18 protein-coding genes are annotated in these 18,011 nt (G+C 62.6%); 5 read left to right on the forward strand and 13 right to left on the reverse strand.

Going from position 1 to position 18,011, the window contains the following annotated elements; translation table 11 throughout:
- Positions 1-3: 3 nt before the first annotated feature.
- Entirely contained in the window at positions 4-291 is a 288-nt protein-coding gene (locus NKK52_RS02065) for a hypothetical protein (protein ID WP_023684429.1), read from the reverse strand.
- Positions 292-577: 286 nt separating this feature from the next.
- On the opposite strand from NKK52_RS02065, the gene NKK52_RS02070 reads away from it, so the two are divergent.
- From NKK52_RS02070 to NKK52_RS02085, 4 genes are read left to right on the forward strand one after another with little or no spacing between them, the layout of a single operon-like run.
- On the forward strand, positions 578-1,711 hold the full coding sequence (locus NKK52_RS02070; protein WP_023684428.1) for an aminomethyl transferase family protein: 1,134 nt from the start codon (positions 578-580) through the stop codon (positions 1,709-1,711).
- Between the two features lie 41 nt (positions 1,712-1,752).
- Positions 1,753-2,349 (forward strand): dimethylamine monooxygenase subunit DmmA family protein, encoded by a 597-nt coding sequence (locus tag NKK52_RS02075; RefSeq protein WP_023668542.1) that lies wholly within the window; start codon positions 1,753-1,755, stop codon positions 2,347-2,349.
- Positions 2,346-3,311, forward strand: a complete 966-nt coding sequence (locus NKK52_RS02080) for a PDR/VanB family oxidoreductase (protein ID WP_023684427.1) — start codon at positions 2,346-2,348, stop codon at positions 3,309-3,311. The genes NKK52_RS02075 and NKK52_RS02080 overlap by 4 nt, the downstream gene beginning before the upstream one ends.
- 9 nt (positions 3,312-3,320) lie before the next feature.
- Positions 3,321-4,361, forward strand: coding sequence for a heme-dependent oxidative N-demethylase family protein (locus NKK52_RS02085; RefSeq protein WP_023684426.1), 1,041 nt, complete (start codon positions 3,321-3,323; stop codon positions 4,359-4,361).
- A 117-nt stretch (positions 4,362-4,478) separates the two neighbouring features.
- On the opposite strand, the gene NKK52_RS02090 is transcribed toward NKK52_RS02085, so the two are convergent.
- Positions 4,479-4,850: an endonuclease domain-containing protein gene (locus NKK52_RS02090; protein ID WP_023684425.1), complete on the reverse strand. Its 372-nt coding sequence runs from the start codon at positions 4,848-4,850 to the stop codon at positions 4,479-4,481.
- Between the two features lie 154 nt (positions 4,851-5,004).
- The gene (locus tag NKK52_RS02095; RefSeq protein WP_023684424.1) at positions 5,005-5,715 is read right to left on the reverse strand and encodes a helix-turn-helix domain-containing protein; all 711 of its coding nucleotides are present in this window, start codon (positions 5,713-5,715) and stop codon (positions 5,005-5,007) included.
- A 265-nt stretch (positions 5,716-5,980) separates the two neighbouring features.
- Between NKK52_RS02095 and NKK52_RS02100 the strand changes: the two genes are divergently transcribed.
- Complete coding sequence (locus tag NKK52_RS02100) at positions 5,981-7,339, forward strand: trimethylamine monooxygenase (RefSeq protein WP_023668538.1); 1,359 nt, start codon at positions 5,981-5,983, stop codon at positions 7,337-7,339.
- A 41-nt stretch (positions 7,340-7,380) separates the two neighbouring features.
- On the opposite strand, the gene NKK52_RS02105 is transcribed toward NKK52_RS02100, so the two are convergent.
- The 10 genes from NKK52_RS02105 to NKK52_RS02150 all read right to left on the reverse strand — a co-directional run bounded on the left by NKK52_RS02105 (position 7,381) and on the right by NKK52_RS02150 (position 17,942).
- A complete protein-coding gene (locus tag NKK52_RS02105; RefSeq protein ID WP_023684423.1) occupies positions 7,381-8,175 on the reverse strand; it encodes a hypothetical protein in 795 nt (264 codons plus the stop codon).
- A 155-nt stretch (positions 8,176-8,330) separates the two neighbouring features.
- Positions 8,331-8,468, reverse strand: a complete 138-nt coding sequence (locus NKK52_RS02110; protein ID WP_023684422.1) for a hypothetical protein — start codon at positions 8,466-8,468, stop codon at positions 8,331-8,333.
- A gap of 4 nt (positions 8,469-8,472) precedes the next feature.
- A complete protein-coding gene (locus NKK52_RS02115) occupies positions 8,473-9,273 on the reverse strand; it encodes a hypothetical protein (protein WP_023684421.1) in 801 nt (266 codons plus the stop codon).
- 7 nt (positions 9,274-9,280) lie between these two features.
- Complete coding sequence (locus NKK52_RS02120) at positions 9,281-11,260, reverse strand: ABC transporter permease (RefSeq protein WP_023684420.1); 1,980 nt, start codon at positions 11,258-11,260, stop codon at positions 9,281-9,283.
- Positions 11,257-12,336, reverse strand: coding sequence for a quaternary amine ABC transporter ATP-binding protein (locus NKK52_RS02125; protein ID WP_023684419.1), 1,080 nt, complete (start codon positions 12,334-12,336; stop codon positions 11,257-11,259). Before NKK52_RS02125 ends, NKK52_RS02120 begins: the two co-directional genes overlap by 4 nt.
- Positions 12,337-12,406: 70 nt before the next feature.
- The gene (locus NKK52_RS02130; RefSeq protein ID WP_023716139.1) at positions 12,407-13,381 is read right to left on the reverse strand and encodes an ABC transporter substrate-binding protein; all 975 of its coding nucleotides are present in this window, start codon (positions 13,379-13,381) and stop codon (positions 12,407-12,409) included.
- Between the two features lie 418 nt (positions 13,382-13,799).
- On the reverse strand, positions 13,800-14,585 hold the full coding sequence (locus NKK52_RS02135; RefSeq protein ID WP_023684417.1) for a glucose 1-dehydrogenase: 786 nt from the start codon (positions 14,583-14,585) through the stop codon (positions 13,800-13,802).
- Between the two features lie 9 nt (positions 14,586-14,594).
- The gene (locus NKK52_RS02140) at positions 14,595-15,359 is read right to left on the reverse strand and encodes an SDR family oxidoreductase (protein WP_023684416.1); all 765 of its coding nucleotides are present in this window, start codon (positions 15,357-15,359) and stop codon (positions 14,595-14,597) included.
- A gap of 106 nt (positions 15,360-15,465) precedes the next feature.
- A complete protein-coding gene (locus NKK52_RS02145) occupies positions 15,466-16,974 on the reverse strand; it encodes a sugar ABC transporter ATP-binding protein (RefSeq protein ID WP_023684415.1) in 1,509 nt (502 codons plus the stop codon).
- Between the two features lie 29 nt (positions 16,975-17,003).
- Positions 17,004-17,942, reverse strand: coding sequence for a sugar ABC transporter substrate-binding protein (locus NKK52_RS02150; RefSeq protein ID WP_023684414.1), 939 nt, complete (start codon positions 17,940-17,942; stop codon positions 17,004-17,006).
- Positions 17,943-18,011: the final 69 nt, after the last annotated feature.

The following is an 18,011-nucleotide window of genomic DNA, read 5'->3' on the forward strand; positions in this document are numbered from 1 at the left end:
TTTTCAGGACTTGCGGCTGCGGGCCGCGTCGGCGTTCTTGATGTCGAGACCGTAGATGAAGTCCTTGTCTTCCTTGTAGTGATTGACCATCGCCAGGATGGCGGCCGTGTTGAAGATCAGCACTGCGGCCGCCGCGATCGCGACGACGATCTTGATCCCGGTGTCCGGGATGTAGGGCCATGTCATGACGAGCACGAAGAGGATCGTCGCCCAAAGGCAGATGATCAGCAGCGCGGATCCGCGCAGGTCGGAACGGTACAGCGCTTCGATGCGCTGCTGCAGGTCTGACATCGGTTTTCCCCTTTTTCCAGCGCCCGACCCCGAATTGGCCGCCCGCTGCCCTCTTTCAACAGAGTGAAATTTTTTTCATAAATTCGGGCCGAATCCAGCAATTGTCAAGCCGATTTTACGTTGGGTTAACCGTTTGTCCCCAGCCGCGAATTTTGCCTGACAATGAAATTATTTGCTTGCGGGTATTGCGGCATCAGGACGTTTGCGATCAATATTCGACCAAATGCTCCCGCCTCCGCGCAGGGAGCCGGGAACACAATAGAATTTTCGAACGGAGGATTTGCGCATGACGGCATCCTGGAGATTTTCGACCCTGGCGGATCGCCATCGCGCGTTAGGCTCGAAGCTCGAAGACTGGAGCGGCATGGGCACCGCCTGGACCTACGACAAGGACGCCGACGAGGAATACACCGCCATCCGCACCAGGGCCGGGCTGATGGATGTGTCGGGCCTGAAGAAGGTTCACATCACCGGGCCGCACGCCTCACACCTCATAGACCTGGCAACGACGCGCGACGTGGAGAAGATCTATCCCGGCAAGTCGGCCTATGCCTGCATGCTGAACGAGGCCGGCAAATTCACCGACGACTGCATCCTCTACCGCACCGGGCCGAACGCCTGGATGGTGGTGCACGGCTCCGGCACCGGCCATGAGGAATTGCAGCGCGCTTCCGTCGGCCGCGACGTATCGTTGCGCTTCGACGACAATCTGCACGATCTGTCGCTGCAGGGGCCGACCGCGGTCGACTATCTCTCAAAGCATGTGCCGGGCATTCGCGACCTCAACTATTTCCATCATATGCAGACGCAGCTGTTCGGCTTTCCCGTCATGATCTCGCGCACCGGCTACACCGGCGAGCGCGGCTACGAGATATTCTGCCGCGGTCAGGACGCCGGCACCATCTGGGACAGGATCCTCGACGAGGGCAAGAGCGCCGGCATCATTCCGTGCCGCTTCACCACGCTCGATATGCTGCGCGTCGAAAGTTATTTGCTGTTTTATCCCTATGACAACTCGCAGAAATATCCGTTCGAGAACGAAGGCCCCGGCGACACGCTGTGGGAGCTCGGCCTCGACTTCACTGTCAGCCCCGGCAAGACCGGCTTTCGTGGCGCCGAAGAGCATTACCGCCTCAAGGGCAAGGAGCGCTTCAAGATCTACGGCGTGCTGCTCGACGGCAAGCAACCCGCGGATGAGGGCGCGCCGGTCTATCGCGACGGCAAAAAGGTGGGCGTGGTCACCTGCGCCATGTATTCGCCGCTGGTCGAGAAATCGATGGGCATCGCCCGCCTCGACGTCGACTGCGCGGTCAAGGACACCAGGCTCGAGATCCGCAACAAGAGCGGTTCGATCAGGGCGACGGCGCAGCCTCTGCCCTTCGACGATCCCAAAAAAACCAAGCGCACGGCGAAAGGCTGAGGCACAATCGACAGCGAGGGTTTCGAGGTACGAAGTAGAGAATGGCAGCCAAAACGATCATCAGCCGGCCCATTTACGGAACCCTGTCCCCGCAGCCCGGCAAGCATCATCTTTTCGTGGCGGATGCGGAAGGCGCGCTGGCGATCGTCGATATGGCAAGGACGGCGCCCCCCGGCTTCTTCGACGGCGCCGAAATCGTCTTCATTCCCGGGGCCGACGGCAAGCACGTTGCCGCTCTTGAGGCACTGAAGTCCGCGCAATTTCATGTCGCGCCAACCTTCGCCAGCCTGCTGCCCCGGCTGAAGCAGACGCTTGCCAACGCGCATATGGGCCTGCGCCTCTATCTCGCCGGCACCGAAGGGCTGATCGGCCAGGCCATGCAGGTGGCGCTCGAAGCCGGCATCGATCATACCTCCATGCAGACCGAGCATCGCGGCTCATTGGCGCGGCGCATGCAGTGCGTGCATTGCAAAGGCATCACCGAAAATGTGACGACGCAGCCGGCCACCTGCGCGCATTGCGGCCTGCTGCTTCTGGTGCGCGATCATTATTCGCGACGGCTGGCAGCATTCCAGGGCGTCTGCATAAATGCCGAGGATCGCTCGGAGATTCCTCCCATCGAGGAGGTCTTCCCATGAGCACCGGCACCACCAAGCTCGATGTCGTCGTCAGCGACGTCGTCCCGGTCAACGAACTGGTGACGCGCTTCCATTTCCGCCGCCGTGACGGTGAGCTTTTGCCGACCTTTTCCGGCGGCGCCCATGTCGTGGTCGAGATGCGCGATGGCGACCGCACAAGGCTCAATCCCTATTCGCTGATGGGATCGCCGCTCGACACCCGCGAATACACCATCTCGGTGCGCCGCGACGATGTCGGCCGCGGCGGCTCGTTGTTCATGCACCGGAGCGTCAACCCCGGCCTGGAGATGGTGGTCAGCTACCCCGTCAATCTGTTCTCGCTCGACCTCAGGGCCAAGAAGCATCTGATGCTTGCCGGCGGCATCGGTATCACGCCGTTCATGGCGCAGACCGCGCAGCTCGCCGGGTCCGGCGGCAATTTCGAGCTGCACTACACCTGCCGCACCGCCTCGCTCGGCACCTATGCCGATGTGCTGCAGGAGCGCTATGGCCGTCGCGTCCGGCTCTATCACGACGACCGCGACGAGCGCATCGAACTCGACCGTCTCTTGTCCTCGCAGCCGCTCGGCACCCATCTCTATGTCTGCGGCCCGACCGGCATGATCAACTGGGTGCGCGAGCGCGCTGCGGCTCTCGGCTGGCCGGCGGAGACCGTGCACTACGAGCATTTCGCGGCACCCCAGCCCGGCCTGCCGTTCGACGTCACACTTGCCGTCAGCGGCGAGACCATCCGCGTCGGCGAGCAGCAGAGCCTACTCGAAGCGATCGAGGCCGCCGGCGTCGATCCGCCCTATCTCTGCCGCGGCGGTGTCTGCGGCCAGTGCGAGACCAACGTCGTCTCGCATGACGGCAAGTTCATCCACAACGACCACTGGCTGAGTGAGGAAGACCACCGTTCCGGCTGCAAGATCATGCCGTGCGTGTCGCGCTTCGAAGGCAAGTCGCTGGTCCTGGAAAGATAGGAGGCGAGCTTGGGCATCACCTTTCGCAAGGAAACGTTTCGCGACGATTTCACCTTCAGGAACAGCCCGGAACACATCAGGCGGTTTCCGTTTCCGTTCCACGAAGACAGCTACATGTATGCGGTCAACATCGAGCCGCATGTCGTCGGTCCCAAGGGCAGCGTGCTGGAAAACCTGATCGACGTCGACGAGCACTATGTCGCGGAGATGCAGGACCGCGCTTTGGTGTTGGCCGAGGATCCGCTGCGTTGCCAGTCGCTGCCGCACATGACGCTGGCCGGCTGGGACCTGCTCGAACTCCTGATGGAGCAACAGGCACTTGGCTATCCCGAGCATTTCACCCTGACCCGCGACGGCGACCGCTGGCGCTGGATCAACCGGCCGCTCGGCATCGACGACACCTTCACCTTCGGCGACACCTCGACACTGCCTTACGGGCCGATGGAGTACATCACCCGCCAGAGCCAGGGCGATTTCTGCATCCTCGATCAGCGCGACGGCAATCTGTGGATGGACGCCGGCATGGTCACCACCCAGGCCGACTGGTCGCTCGATTTCGACATCGGCATGAATTTTTTCGAATGGCACGCGCCGGTGCCGCTGGCGCATGAAAAGGGCATTTTCGTCAGGGCGCTGAAGTTCCTCTCCAACATCCAGCAGGGCAAGCCGGCGCGGCGTCTCAACTGGACGATGACCATAAACCCGCGCCTCGACACCAGCCCGGAGAATTACCACAAATGGGGCCCGGACCGCGCGACGGTGACGCCCGAAAATGTCGGCGACAAGGTGCATCTGCGCGTCGAACTGCAAAGCTTCTGGCGCCTGCCGCGCTCGAACGGCATCGTCTTCCCGATCCGCTGCTATCTCATCAAGATGGACGAACTGGTGACACAGCCGAAATGGGCAAGACGACTGCACCGGGTGATCCGGGATTTGCCGGAAGAGCTGGCCACCTACAAGGGCCTGACGCGGTATCGGCCGACGCTGCTCGAATGGCTGTCGAAGCTGGATGATGGCAGTGCTACGTCACCGGGGTTCGGGCCGGACTAAAGATGCCCACAAAGCTGCTGATCTCCCCCCAAGAGGGGGAGATGCCCGGCAGGGCAGAGGGGGGCGCCGTAGAGTGCCGGCCCTTGCCCAATGTCCATCCCAGCGCTTCGGCGAAGCTCACGGCGCGCCGCTCAGCCCAGCCACAATCACGACATGCTGGCAGACATTGTCGATATCGCGAATGACATCGTCGTTCCAGAAGCGCAGGACCGTCCAGCCCTGAGCTTCAAACTTGGCGGTTCTTGCGACGTCCGATTCCGACGTTTCGGCTTGGCCATGCTGGGAACCATCAAGCTCGATGATCAGCTTTTTGTCCGGGCACGCAAAATCGACGATATGGCCATCGATAGGCATCTGGCGCCGAAACTTCAGTCCCATCAGCCTGTGTGCCCTGATCTCGTTCCAAAGCTTGAGTTCGGCATCGGTCATCACCTTGCGCATCCTGCGCGCATTGCGGCGGTTGTTGGCGGAAACCAGATTATGCGTCATCGCGGTTCGCCCCCCTCTGTCCTGCCGGACATCTCCCCCTCAAGTGGGGAGATCGGATGTCACGTCGGCTTTCGCCGATCGCCGATGTTGCAAAGGGGGGGCCGTCGCGGCACTACTGATCTCCGCACGAGAGGATCAAGGGAAGATCGAACTCCTACCCCGCGCTCTGCGGATAGCAAATAATCGACAGATACCGCATCGGAAGTTTCGTCAGTTGCTCCGGCCCGTGCGGCGCATCGGCGTCGAAGAACAGGCTGTCGCCGGGCTTCATCGGATAGAGGTTGCTGCCGTGCCGGTACACCACCTCGCCCACCAGCATATAGAGGAATTCCATGCCCTCATGCTGGAAGGTCGGGAACACATCCGAATCCTCGGTCAGTGTGATCAGATAGGGTTCGACGACGACGCCGCTGGTGTTGGAGCCGATATGGCCGAGCAGATTGTATTGATGGCCGGCGCGGGTGCCGCGGCGTTCGACATCGAGGCCTTCGCCGGCCTTGACGAAGACGGCGCTGCGCTCTTCCTCGAATCGGCGGAAGAAGGCGGTGACGGGAACGCCGAGCGCCCTCGACAGCGCCTGCAGTGTGGTCAGCGACGGCGAGGTGATGCCGTTCTCGATCTTCGACAGCATGCCCAGCGAAATATCGGTGGCGACGGCGAGATCGGCGACGGTGATGCCGAGCTTCTTGCGGAAGGCGCGCACCTCGCGCCCGATCGCCACCTCCAGCACTTTTTCGCGCTTGTCGCGAATGGCGTGCGGATTCTGCGTCAGCGGCGCGCGGATGGTTTTTCCGTCCACGGAGGCCTTTGCCGGTGGCTTTGCCCTTGTCGAAGCAGTCTTGGAATCGGAACTTGTCTTCGCCATCTCGCCTCCGAATCCCCATGATTATTTCACTCCAGGTGAACATATTCGGTGCCGATACAGAAACGCAACCGCGCAGCAAGCCCCTTAAGTCGAATGGTGTCCGAACAGGATTTACGCCGTCATCCGTTTCCGGAAATCCGCTGGGGCGAAACGCGGTTTCTCCACAAGGCCTGTTGACAGCATCCAAGAGGCAATTACTGTCCTGTGAGTGAAATTTGTTTCGTAAGAGCAATTCCAAAAATCGAATGACACCGGGAGGCCTGCCATGAAAACGCGCGTTGCCGTCATTGGAGCGGGGCCATCCGGTCTGGCCCAGCTCAGGGCCTTCAAGTCGGCTGCCGACAAGGGCGCCGAGATCCCCGAAATCGTCTGCTTCGAAAAGCAGTCGGACTGGGGCGGCCTATGGAACTACACCTGGCGCACCGGCCTCGACGAGCATGGCGACCCCGTCCACGGCTCGATGTACCGCTACCTCTGGTCGAACGGACCGAAGGAGTGCCTGGAATTCGCCGACTACACATTCGAGGAGCATTTCGGCCGTCCCATCGGCTCCTACCCGCCACGCGCGGTGCTGTGGGATTACATCAAGGGCCGGGTCGAGAAATCAGGCCTGCGCAAATGGGTGCGCTTCAACAGTCCGGTGCGCATGGTGACCTTCTCGGACGAGACGAGAAAATTCACCGTCACCGCGCATGACCGCACGAACGACGTCACCTACTCCGAGGAGTTCGACAATGTCGTCGTTGCCTCAGGGCATTTCTCGGTTCCCAACGTTCCCTATTTCGAAGGCTTTTCGACGTTCAACGGCCGTATCCTGCACAGCCATGATTTCCGCGATGCCATGGAGTTCAAGGGCAAGGACATACTGATCATCGGCCGCTCCTATTCTGCCGAGGACATCGGCTCGCAGTGCTACAAATACGGCGCCAGATCGATCACTTCCAGCTACCGCTCCAAACCGATGGGGTTCAAATGGCCGGAGAACTGGAAGGAAGTACCGCTGCTGCAGAAGGTCGTCGGCAAGACGGCGCACTTCAAGGATGGCACCACCAAGGACGTCGACGCCATCATCCTGTGCACCGGCTACCTGCATTCCTTCCCGTTCCTCACGGAAGAGCTGAAACTGAAGACCGCCAATCGCATGTGGCCGGACGGGCTCTATGAGGGCGTCGTGTGGGAGAAGAACCCGAAACTGTCCTATATCGGCATGCAGGACCAGTTCTACACTTTCAACATGTTCGACGCCCAGGCCTGGTTCGCCCGCGACGTCATCATGGGCCGTATCAAGCTGCCGTCGGTACAGGCGATGGCCGAGCACGGCGCCAAGTGGCGGGCACGCGAAGAGACGCTGGAAGACGCCGAGCAGATGATCTGGTTCCAGGGCGACTACACCAAGGAATTGATGGACCAGACCGACTATCCCGGCTTCGACGTCGAGGCGGTCAACCAGACCTTCATGGAGTGGGAGCACCACAAGGCGGAAGACATTATGAGCTTCCGCGACCACGCCTACCGCTCGCTGATGACCGGCACCATGGCGCCATTGCACCATACGCCCTGGCTGCAGGCGCTGGACGACTCGATGGAAAGCTATCTCCAGGTGAAGGGCGTGGCGGCGGAATAGGTCGGCGTGATGCAAAACAATGCGCCGGCACCGGCCCAGTTTCAATTCAGAGGGTAGTCGGGAGCCGCATCGGTCTCCGTCACCTTGACCCACACCAATTCGCTATAATAGGCGCCCTCCGGGCCGGTGCCGTACATGGACAGTCTGTCAGCCATCAGCAGATGTGTCATGTCGTTGAGTGCCCGGCCGGTCGGCTCCTCGGGCCAGGCGAAGACGCCGTCGGTTTTGGCGCCGAACCTCACATCGGTGCATCCGAAATCGATCTCGACCTTCCACGACAGCAACGGCCTGATATCGCTGAGCGGCGGGCGCGGCGGATCGGGCTGCTCGAAGTGATGGTCGACCGAGACTCTCGTCGGCACTGCCGGCGTGATGCCTTTGGCTTTGAAGGAGGCGATGGCGTCGTCGCCAAATCGTGCGAGCAGGCCAGCGTGCCATAACCGGTAGGTCGCGCGGAAAAAGCCGCTGACCCGGATAGATTTGCCATCGTTGTTGAAGACGTTCACAGCGGCGTAGAAACGGCGCAGTCGTGGCGCCAGCGCCCGCCAGTCGCATTCGGCCGGTGTCCCCGGCGTCGCGATGAAATCGTCAAGCAGATCGCTGCCGCGCACATTGGCGTTCAGCACCGTGCAATCCTCACCACGGATATGCCAGTGCCGCCGGAGCTCGGCTGCTGCGATGCCAGGCTTGCGCAGCTCTTCCACCGAGGCGCGAACCCGAGCAATCGCGTAGGACGTAGCCGCGTCCAACGTCTCAAACCCCGAAACCACATGCTCGCCGGTCTTGGCCATGTCGAAGACGACGACAGTAAAAGGCGGTTCGCGCTGATCGGGCATTCGGCAGCAAGCTCAGGCTGGTCGAGGATGAAGCAGCTTTCCGCGCGAAAATGCGTCAAAGTCAAGAGCTGGAGCGCGGCCTGGCATTTCCAGAAGAGGCGAACTCCAGAAGAGGCGAAACCGTTCTATCCGAGCCGTGCTTGAGCTTTCGCGGCTCAGGGGTCGACGACCGACCGCGATGATGTCGATGGCAGGTTGTTGCCAGCCCGCGACAATGCCGCGACTTTGGACAGTGCGATGGACACTTCCGGGTCGAGATCGCGTGTGCCGACCGAGGTGCAGGTGACGATCATCCTTTCAATCCAGCGGATAGTCGGGAGGCGCCTCCGTCTTCGTCACCTTGGCGGTTAGTATCTCGCAGTCGTTGGCCCAGTCGGGGCCATCGCCGCGCATGGCCATCATGTCGGCCATCAGCAGGAACTGCATGGTTCTGAGCGCCCAGTCGGTCGGCTCTTGCGGCCAGGCGAAGATTCCGGCGGCGTCGCCACCGAACTTCACGTCGTGGCAGACAAAACCGACCTCGACCTTCCAGGATCGCAGCGTCAAGCCTGGCGGCGGGTAGGGCGGGTCGGGAAGCTCGAAGTAATTGGCGACCATGAGCTTCGTCGGCTCCGCCGGCTCGATCCCCTTGGCTTTGAAGGCGGCAATGGCGTCGTCGCCAAAGCGCTCGAGGAGGCCGTCTCGCGTCAGCCTGTAGGTCGAGCGAAAGAAGCCGCCCGCCCAGACGGATTCGTTGTTGCCGTTGGAGATCAGCAGCGAGGCGCGGAAGCGGCGCAGCCTGGGCGCCAGCGCCTGCCAGTTGCACTCGGCTGGCGTCGCCGGCGTCGCAATGAAATCGTCGAGTAGATCGCTGCCGCGCACTCCGGCGTTCAGCACCGAACAGTCTTCGCCATAGAGCTGCCAGAGCTGGCGAAGCTCAGCAGTGGCGATGCCGGGCTTGCGCAACTCCTCCACCGAGGCGCGAACCCGCGCAATGGCGTAGGACGTCGCCGCCTCCAGCGTGTCAAACCCCGAAACTACGTGCTCCCCGTCCGGCTCGCCGGTCTTGGCCATGTCGAAGACGAGTACGGCAAAAGGCGGTTCGCCGGGATTGGACATTCAACAATTATCCTAGTCTTGCCCGCGCCTTCGCCGTCCAGGCATTGAACAGCCGGTCTGCGACGATGCCGATGAAAGCGATGGCGAGACCCGCGACAATGCCGCGTCCGGAATCGGCCTTGGACAGCGCGATGAAGACTTCCTGGCCGAGGTCGCGTGTGCCGACCATGGCGCAGATGATGATCATCGCCAGCGCCATCAGGATCGTCTGGTTGACGCCGAGCATGATTTCGGGAAGCGCCATTGGCAATTGTACCCGAAAGAAGGTCTGGCGCGGCGTGCAGCCGGAAACCTTCGCCGCCTCGATCAGCGCCGGCGGCACTTGCCGGATGCCGTGATTGGTGTAGCGGATCGCCGGCACCACAGCGAAGGCGACGGTGGCGATCATGGCGGTCACGTCGCCGACGCGGAACAGCATCACCACCGGAATGATGAAGCAGAAGGACGGCAGCACCTGCAGCGTGTCGATGATGGGCGTGACGATCTTTTCGAAGCGGTCGCTGCGGGCGGCCATCAGACCGATCGGAATGCCGATCAGGCAGGCGATGAAGGCCGAGATGCCGCAGAGATAAACCGTCGCCATGGTCTTTTCCCAAAGGCCGGTGACGGCGCAGAAGGCGGTCAGCGCGGCGACGAGGGCGGCGAGACGCAGGCCTGAGAGCTGGTAGCCGGCGAGGCCGAGCAGGGCCACTGCGCCGAGCCACGGAAAGCCTTCGCAGAAGGCGCGCAGCGGGTTCAGTACATTGAGGATGAGCGCCACGCGAAACGCTTCGATCACGTCGAAGAAGTTGATCGTCACCCAGTTGACCGCCGCCTTCCACAGTGGCGCGGTGGTGAAGGTGATCGCCTTCGGCACCGCTGCGAATGCCGGTACGAACAGGCCGAGCAGCGTCGTCACGACCAGGATGGCGATGGCCAGCGACAGATTGGGATAGCGCCGCCAAAAGCTCTGGTTCGCCTGCCGTTGAACGTGGCCCTTCGCCTGTTCGTGGGCGATGGCTTGGCTCAACCGGTCGAGCCCGATGGCGAGTGCCACAATGGCGAGCCCGGCTTCCATCGCTTCGCCGACCTTCAGCGCACGCAGCGCCAGCAGCACGTCGTAGCCGAGGCCGCCGGCGCCGATCATCGAGGCGATGATGACCATGTTGAGCGCCAGCATGATCACCTGGTTGACGCCGACCATCAGCGTCGGCCGCGCCGATGGCAGCAGCACGCGCCACAATTTCTGCCGCGCCGTGCAGCCGGCCATCTCTGAGAAATCATCGATCTCTGACGGCACCCGCGACAGACCCAGCATCGTTGCCCGCACCATCGGCGGCGTGGCGAAGATGGCGGTGGCGATCATCGCCGAGACCGGGCTGTTGCCGAACAAAAGCAGCATCGGGATGAGATAGGCGAAGGTCGGGATGGTCTGCATCAAATCGAGGGCAGGGGAGATGATCAGCCGCTCGGCCCATGGCTTGCGCCACGCCCAGATGCCGGCGAACAGGCCGGTGACGATGCAGAACGGCACCGCGATGGAAATCAGCGCCAGCGTCAGCATGGCGCTGGTCCATTGGCCGAACAGCGCGGTGTAGAGGAAGCAGCCGCCGACCAGCATGCCAAGCTTTCTACCGCCCGCGGCGTGCCCGGCGATGAACGCGGCGGCGCAGACGCCGATCCAGGACAGGCGCGGCAGGACATAGGCATCGGCACCGTGACCGATCTTGAAATTCTTGGCCAGCAGGTCGAGCGCGAAATCGAGGGGAACGCCGAGCACCGCGGTGATCGAGCGGGTCAGCCAGGACAAGTTCGACTTGATCCAGCGCATCAGCGCACTGACCCAGTCGGCGACGGGAACGACCGCATCGGCCGGATAGTCGACCGCCCATGGCAGCCTCTCCTGCAGCAGGAATACCACCAGCACGGCGGCCAGCGCCAGCGCCCAGATCAGCAGCCAGCGCTGAACCGGTGGCCTCGTTTGGCTGGCGCTTGCAGTCACCGTCATGCGCCGGCTCTTTGCTTGTCGATGCCGGCCAGCAGTCCGATCACGGCTTGCGGCGTCACCTCGCCGATCGACTTGCCGCTGCCGTTGACCACCGCGAACGGTTTTCCCGAAGCGACGATGCTGGCCGAGAAGCTGGCGATCCTGGCGTCGGGCGAAACCGTGCCGCCATGCTCGGAGCCATCCAGGGCACGCATCAGGCTGCGCGCCGAAATCACCTTGGCGCGGTCGACATCCCGGGTGAATTCGGTGACATAGTCGGTCGCCGGATTGACCACCAGTTGCTCCGGTGTGCCGATCTGGATGACCTCGCCGTCCTTCATGATGGCGATGCGGTCGGCCAGCCTGATCGCCTCGTCGAAATCATGGGTGATGAAAACGATGGTCTTGTGCAGCATGGTCTGCAGCCGCATCAGCTCGTCCTGCATCTCGCGGCGGATCAATGGGTCAAGCGCCGAGAACGGCTCGTCGAGGAACCAGATCTCCGGCTTGGTCGCGAGGCTGCGGGCAATGCCGACGCGCTGCTGCTGGCCGCCGGAGAGTTCGCGCGGATAGAAATGCTCGCGGCCGCGTAAGCCCACGAGATCGATCACCTCCCGCGCTCTCGCTTCGCGCGTCGGTCGGTCCTGGCCCTGGATGCTCAGGGGAAAGGCAATGTTGTCGAGCACGTTAAGATGCGGCAGCAGCGCAAAATTCTGGAACACCATACCCATGCGATGACGCCGCAGTTCGATCAGCGCCGCATCGGAAATCTTGAGCAGGTCGTTGCCTTCGAATTCGACCTTGCCGTAGGTCGGCTCGACCAGCCGCGACATGCAGCGCACCAGCGTCGACTTGCCGGAGCCGGACAGCCCCATGATGATGAAAATCTCGCCCTGGCGGATTTCGAGATCGACGGCGCGCACCGCGCCGACCAGTCCGGCGGCAGCGACATCGGCCATGCTGGCCTTGCCGGCACGCTCGCGGATGAAGCTGGCCGCGTTCGATCCGAACAGTTTCCAGACATTACGGCAGGCAAGCTTTATCGGCCGCACATCCTCCGGCGTGCCAGTTGCCTGCGGTTCAGTCGCTTCCGTCATCCAATGGTCCTTCTGGAAAATGGAGATAAGACCCGGCCGCTAGGGCCGGGTCTGGCTTCCAGTCAGGCGATCACTGCGCCCAGGCTTTCCAGTCGGCTTCGTGGGCGGCGATCCAGGCGGCGGCGACATCTTCGGGCGTCTTGCCGCCGAGGTCGATCTCGCCGCTCATCTTGTTGAGCTCATCGGTGTCGATCGTGTACGCCTTGGCCACCTTGTAGGCGACCGGCCATTTGTCCTTCATGCCGGACCAGGAGTATTTCCAGATTTCGCCATGCGGTTTGCCGCAATCATATTTGGCATCCGGGTTGGTGCCCCATTTCGGGTCGGTGTAGCACTCGGGCGTATACTCCGGGAATTCGACCCACTCGCCCTTGTACTTGGCCGGCGCCCAATGCGGCGAATAGATCCACAGCATGATCGGCGCCTTGCGCTGATAGGCCGAGTCCAACTCGGCGAACATCGCCGCGTCGGTGCCGGCATGGATGACGGTGAAGGGCAGCTTCAGCGCCTCGACGCGCTCGTCGTCAAAGCCTTCCCAGGTTACCGGGCCGCCGAGATAGCGGCCCTTCGGCGCCGTCTCCGCTGTCGAGAACGCCTCGGCGCATTTCGGGTCCTTCAGCGCTTCCCAATTGGGCAGGCCGGGGCATTTCTCCTTCATATATTCGGGAAACCACCATTCCTCCTTGGCCTTCGGCCCGAGCTTGCCCAGCCGCTCGGTCTGGCCGGTGGCGTCTGAAGCCTTCATCGCTTCGCCGGCCGTCGTGTCCCAGAACTCCAGGCCGACATCGAGGTCGCCATTGGTGAGACCGGTGGTCAGGCTGGAGAGGTAGTCGGCGGTGGGATACTCGACGGTGTAGCCAAGCTTTTCGAGGATGCCGCCAAGGATCTTGGCGTTGAGGTTGACGCTGGTCCAGTCGAACAGCGCGATCTTGATCGGGTCGTTGGATTCAGGTGCTGCTGCGTGGACCGGTGATGTAAGCGCACTTGCGGCGGCGAGTGCAAGGGCTGCCATTGATAGGTTCGAAATCACACTGCGAAATGACATGCTTGTTCTCCTGTCAAACCATGTGGAAATTTCTTGACCGTTCCCTTCTTGCGTCTTTTCTTGATTGTGTTGGAAAGGCGGGTCGTTGCGCAAGTTCGTTCGCACCATGCCATTGCCGCGGCCGCAACTTGCGCAGGCGAAATGGTTGCTCGACTTGGTGTTTATGTGATGCCGGGCGGGCCCGCGTCATGGCATCGGATGGATTGCTGCGTGAGCAATCGTCAACAGATCGATCGCCGCTCCAGCGGCGCTCTCAGACGTGCGAGCCATCAAGGTCCCATGGTCTCGGCCGGCGAGCTCGCCAAGGCCGTTTCATGAGATGAAATTATATATACCAACGTTCATGCGGCGCAACGGCTGATGCCCTGTGCACTGCGGAATTTCAGACTGGTCGATTGCCAACCGCCAGAGCTGACGTTCACGACATGATCAGGCCGCCATCGACATTGATGGTTTGGCCGGTGATGTAGGTGGCGTCGTCGCTGGCGAGAAAGCTGACCAAGCCGGACACGTCCTCGCCGCTGCCGGCGCGCCCCATCGGGATGTTCTTCACCCATTCGGCCATCAGCTCGCCGGGCTTGTAGTCACCCATCAGCTTGCCCCAGGCGGCGTCGTTGTAAGCCCACATGTCGGTGTCGATAATGCCGGGGCAGATCGCGTTGACGGTGATCTTTTCCTTGGCGACTTCCTTGGCCAGGCTCTGGGTAATGCCGACGACGCCGAACTTCGACGCCGCATAGTGCGGCGTGTAGATGAAACCCTGCCGCGCCTGGCCCGATGCCGTGTTGATCAGCCGGCCGCCGTCGCCATGCTTGCGAATGCGCGCGATCGCTTCCTGGCAGCACAGGAACACGCCCTTGGTGTTGACGGCCATCACCTTGTCCCACTCGGCCTCGGTCATCGCCTCGATCCGGGCGATGGTGATGACGCCGGCATTCTGCACCGAAATGTCGACACGGCCGAATTCCTTCTCGGCGAGATCGTAAAGCGCTGTAACCTCATCCTTCCTGGTCACGTCCATGCGCATCGACGCGACCTTGGCGCCCGCTGCTTTCAGGCCGGCGGCGACGTCCTCGACGCGGGCATCGATGGCGCTGACCACGACCGCGGCACCTTCCTCGGCGAAGCGCTTCGCCATCGCCGCGCCGATGCCACCGCTCGCGCCGGTGATGACCGCAGTCTTGCCTTCAAAACGCTTCTGCATCTTTTCTCCTTACCAGCAGACAAAACCGCCATCGACGATCAGGTCGATGCCGGTGACGTAACTCGCGGCGCGGCTGGCCAGGAACACGGTCGGGCCGACCATCTCTTCCGGCGTCGCCATGCGCCCCATGGGCGTGTCGCGTTCGAAGATCTTGATCTGTTCGGCGACCTCCGGCCGCTTGTTCATCGGCGTCAGCGTGTAGCCTGGGCTCACCACATTGACGCGCAGGCCGCGATCGGCCCATTCCATGGCGAGGCTTTTCGACATGTGGATGACCGCCGCCTTCGACGAATTGTAATGCGCCTGGGTCAGGCCGCGATTGACGATCGAACCCGACATGGAGGCGATGTTGATGATCGAGCCCTTGCGCCGCGTCAGCATGGCGCGCGCTTCGGCCTGGCAGGACAGGAACACGCCGCTGACATTGACGTCGTAGATTTTCTGCCACTTCTCCAGCGACAGCGTCTCGGCGGCCTCGGCTCCTGCAATGCCGGCATTGTTGACGGCGATGGTCAGCGCGCCGAGCTCCTTTTCCGTGCGCTCGACTGCGGTCGCCAAGTCGGCCTCCGACGTCACCGTCCCGGTCAGCACCACCGCCTTGCGGCCAAGCGCGGCGATCCTGTGCGCGGTCTCATCCAGCCCGCCTTTCGAGGCATGGCCGAAACAGGCTATGTCGGCGCCGGCTTCGGCGAGCCCGATGGCAATGGCCTGGCCAATGCCGCTGCCGGCGCCTGTTACCAGCGCTACGTCGCCGCTGAGATCGAATAGTTTCATGTTGTTCCCCCTCCTGAAATGAAGGGGCGCCAGTCTTTGCTGGCGCCCCGCGCGGTCCGGTCCTTGGGAGGATACCACCTGCTGCGCTTTGTTCCGACTCCTGTCCTCAGCTCGTGGCGAGTTCCATCACCGCGACATTGCTCGCCTCGCTGCGGTCGAGAATGCCGCGCTGGCGGCCGCGGCTCAGCACCAGCACCCGGTGCGACAGACCCAGCACCTCCTCGAGGTCGGAGCTCACCACCACCACCGCCATGCCGGAACGGGCGAGGTCGGCGATGACGTCGTAGATCGCTGCGCGCGCACCGACATCGATACCGCGCGTCGGCTCGTCGAGGATGAACACTTTTGGCGGCCGCGACACCCATTTGGCGATGATCACCTTCTGCTGGTTGCCGCCGGACAGTTTCGACACCGCCTGGTTCGGCTTGCCTTTGACGCCGAGACGGGAGATGCCGGCCTCGGCGAATTTCTGCACCGCTTTCGGGAACACCCAGCCCTTCGGCGCGACATGGTCGAAATTGCCGAACGCCAGATTCTCGCCGATGGTCTGGTCGAGCACCACGCCTTGCGCCTTGCGGTCTTCCGGCACCAGCACGACGCCGGCCTTGATGGCTGCCGCTGGCCCGCTGAGATGCACCGGTTTGCCGGCAACGCGCACCGAGCCCGACGAGATCGGATCGGCGCCGGCGATCGCCCGCACCAGTTCGGTGCGGCCGGCGCCGATCAACCCGGCAATGCCGAGGATCTCGCCTGCTTTGACCGAGAAGGAAACGTTGTTGAAGCTCTTCTCCGGCGAGGACAGGTTGTCGACCTCGAGCAGCGTCTCCTCGCGCGGCGACGACAGATGCGGGAACATCCGTTCGACCGAGCGGCCGACCATCTGCTCCACCACTGTGCGCACGGGAATATCGGCGCGCTCGTGGCGGGCGACGATGCGTCCGTCGCGCATCACAACCACGCGGTCGGCAATCTGCGCGATCTCGTCGAGACGATGGCTGATGTAGATGAAGGACATGCCCTCCGCCTTGAGCTTGCGGATCTGCTGGAACAAAAGCTCCGTTTCCTCGCCGCCGAGCGCTGCGGTGGGTTCGTCGAAGATCAGCAATTCGGCATTGAGCGTCAACGCCTTGGCGATCTCGACCTGTTGCTGGGCGGCGATGCGCAGCGTGCCCACCTTGCGCTCGGGCGAGACGTCGAGGCCAAGCCGCTTCAACTGCGCCGAGGCCTTAGCGTTCATCTCGGCGCGGTCGATGCGGCCGCCGCGCATCGGCAGGCGCCCGACATAGACGTTTTCCGCCACCGACAGATCCGGCAGCAGCTTCAGTTCCTGATGGATCATGCCCACACCGGCATCGATTGCCGCGGCAGGCGAGGCGGGGGAATAGGGCTTCCCCCGCCAGATGATGGTGCCCGCGTCGGGCCGGGTCGAGCCGGCGATGATATTGGACACCGTCGACTTGCCGGCGCCGTTTTCGCCGAGCAGCGCCACAACCTCGCCCGGCCGCACCTCAAAGCTTGCATCGGCCAGGACCTGGACCGGTCCGTAGCTCTTGCAAAGGCCGTTGACGAAGAGCCCGTTGTGCGGGCTTTCGCTGTGGCGAGGATCAGGAGACATCGTGGTGCTCTCTAAAGCGGTGCCGGTCGTTACGGATGCTTGGCGATGAACTGCTCGACATTGTCCTTGGTGGTCAGCGTCGCATCCTGCAGCTGCTCGGCCGGAACGCTTTCGCCGGCCACCAGCTTGATCGCCGCATCGACGGCGAGACGGCCCATGCCTTGCGTCTGCTGCGTCGCGGTGACGTCGAACACGCCGTCCTTCAGCGCCTTGAGCGCGGCCACGTCGCCATCGAAGCCGGCAACCCAGACCTTGTGGCCGGGATTGGCGACCTTGACCGCCTGTGCCGCACCCAGCGCCAGCGCATCGGCCTGGCCGATGACGATGGAGACATCGGGATGCGACTGCAGCAGGTCCTGCGTCAGCTTGAAGCCTTCGTCCTGGTGCCAGCCTTCGCTCCACAATTCGCCGACCACCTTGATATCGGGATAGGCCTTGAGCGCTTCGCCGCAACCCTTGGAACGGTCGACTTCCGGCGTGGTGCCCTTCTGGCCGTGGATGATGATCAGTTCGCCTTTGCCGCCGGCCTGCTTGGCGATGTAGTCGCACACCGCCTGCGCCGAGGCGACACTGTTGGTGGCGATGAAGGTGTCGCCGGGCGCGCCGTCGGCGTTGCGGTCGACATTGACCACCGGAATGCCGGCGGCCTTGGCGGTCTTGGTCGGCACGGTGGCGGCTGTGGCGCCGGCCGGAATGTAGATCAGCGCGTCGATGTTCTGCGTGATCAAATCCTGTACCTGGCTGACCTGCGTTGCCGAATCGCCCTTGGCGTCGACGGTGACGATCTCGATGCCCTTCTCCTTGCCGTAGGCTTCGACCGACTGCTTGATCTGGTTGAAGAAGTCGGCCTGCAAATTGGCCACCGCGAGGCCGAGTTTCTTGGCCTCCTTGGCCGAGGCCATGTCGGTCAGCCCGAGCAGGGGAATGATTGCGGCAGCGGCGAGCAGCAGTGAACGTTTGGTGAGCATGTGTTTCCTCCGTTGATAGTCAAACTGTCCCGCCAGCGCATCGCGCCCCTTGGAACATCCCAGTTTCGG

It is taken from the genome of Mesorhizobium sp. C277A (assembly GCF_040324395.1).
Taxonomy (GTDB): domain Bacteria; phylum Pseudomonadota; class Alphaproteobacteria; order Rhizobiales; family Rhizobiaceae; genus Mesorhizobium.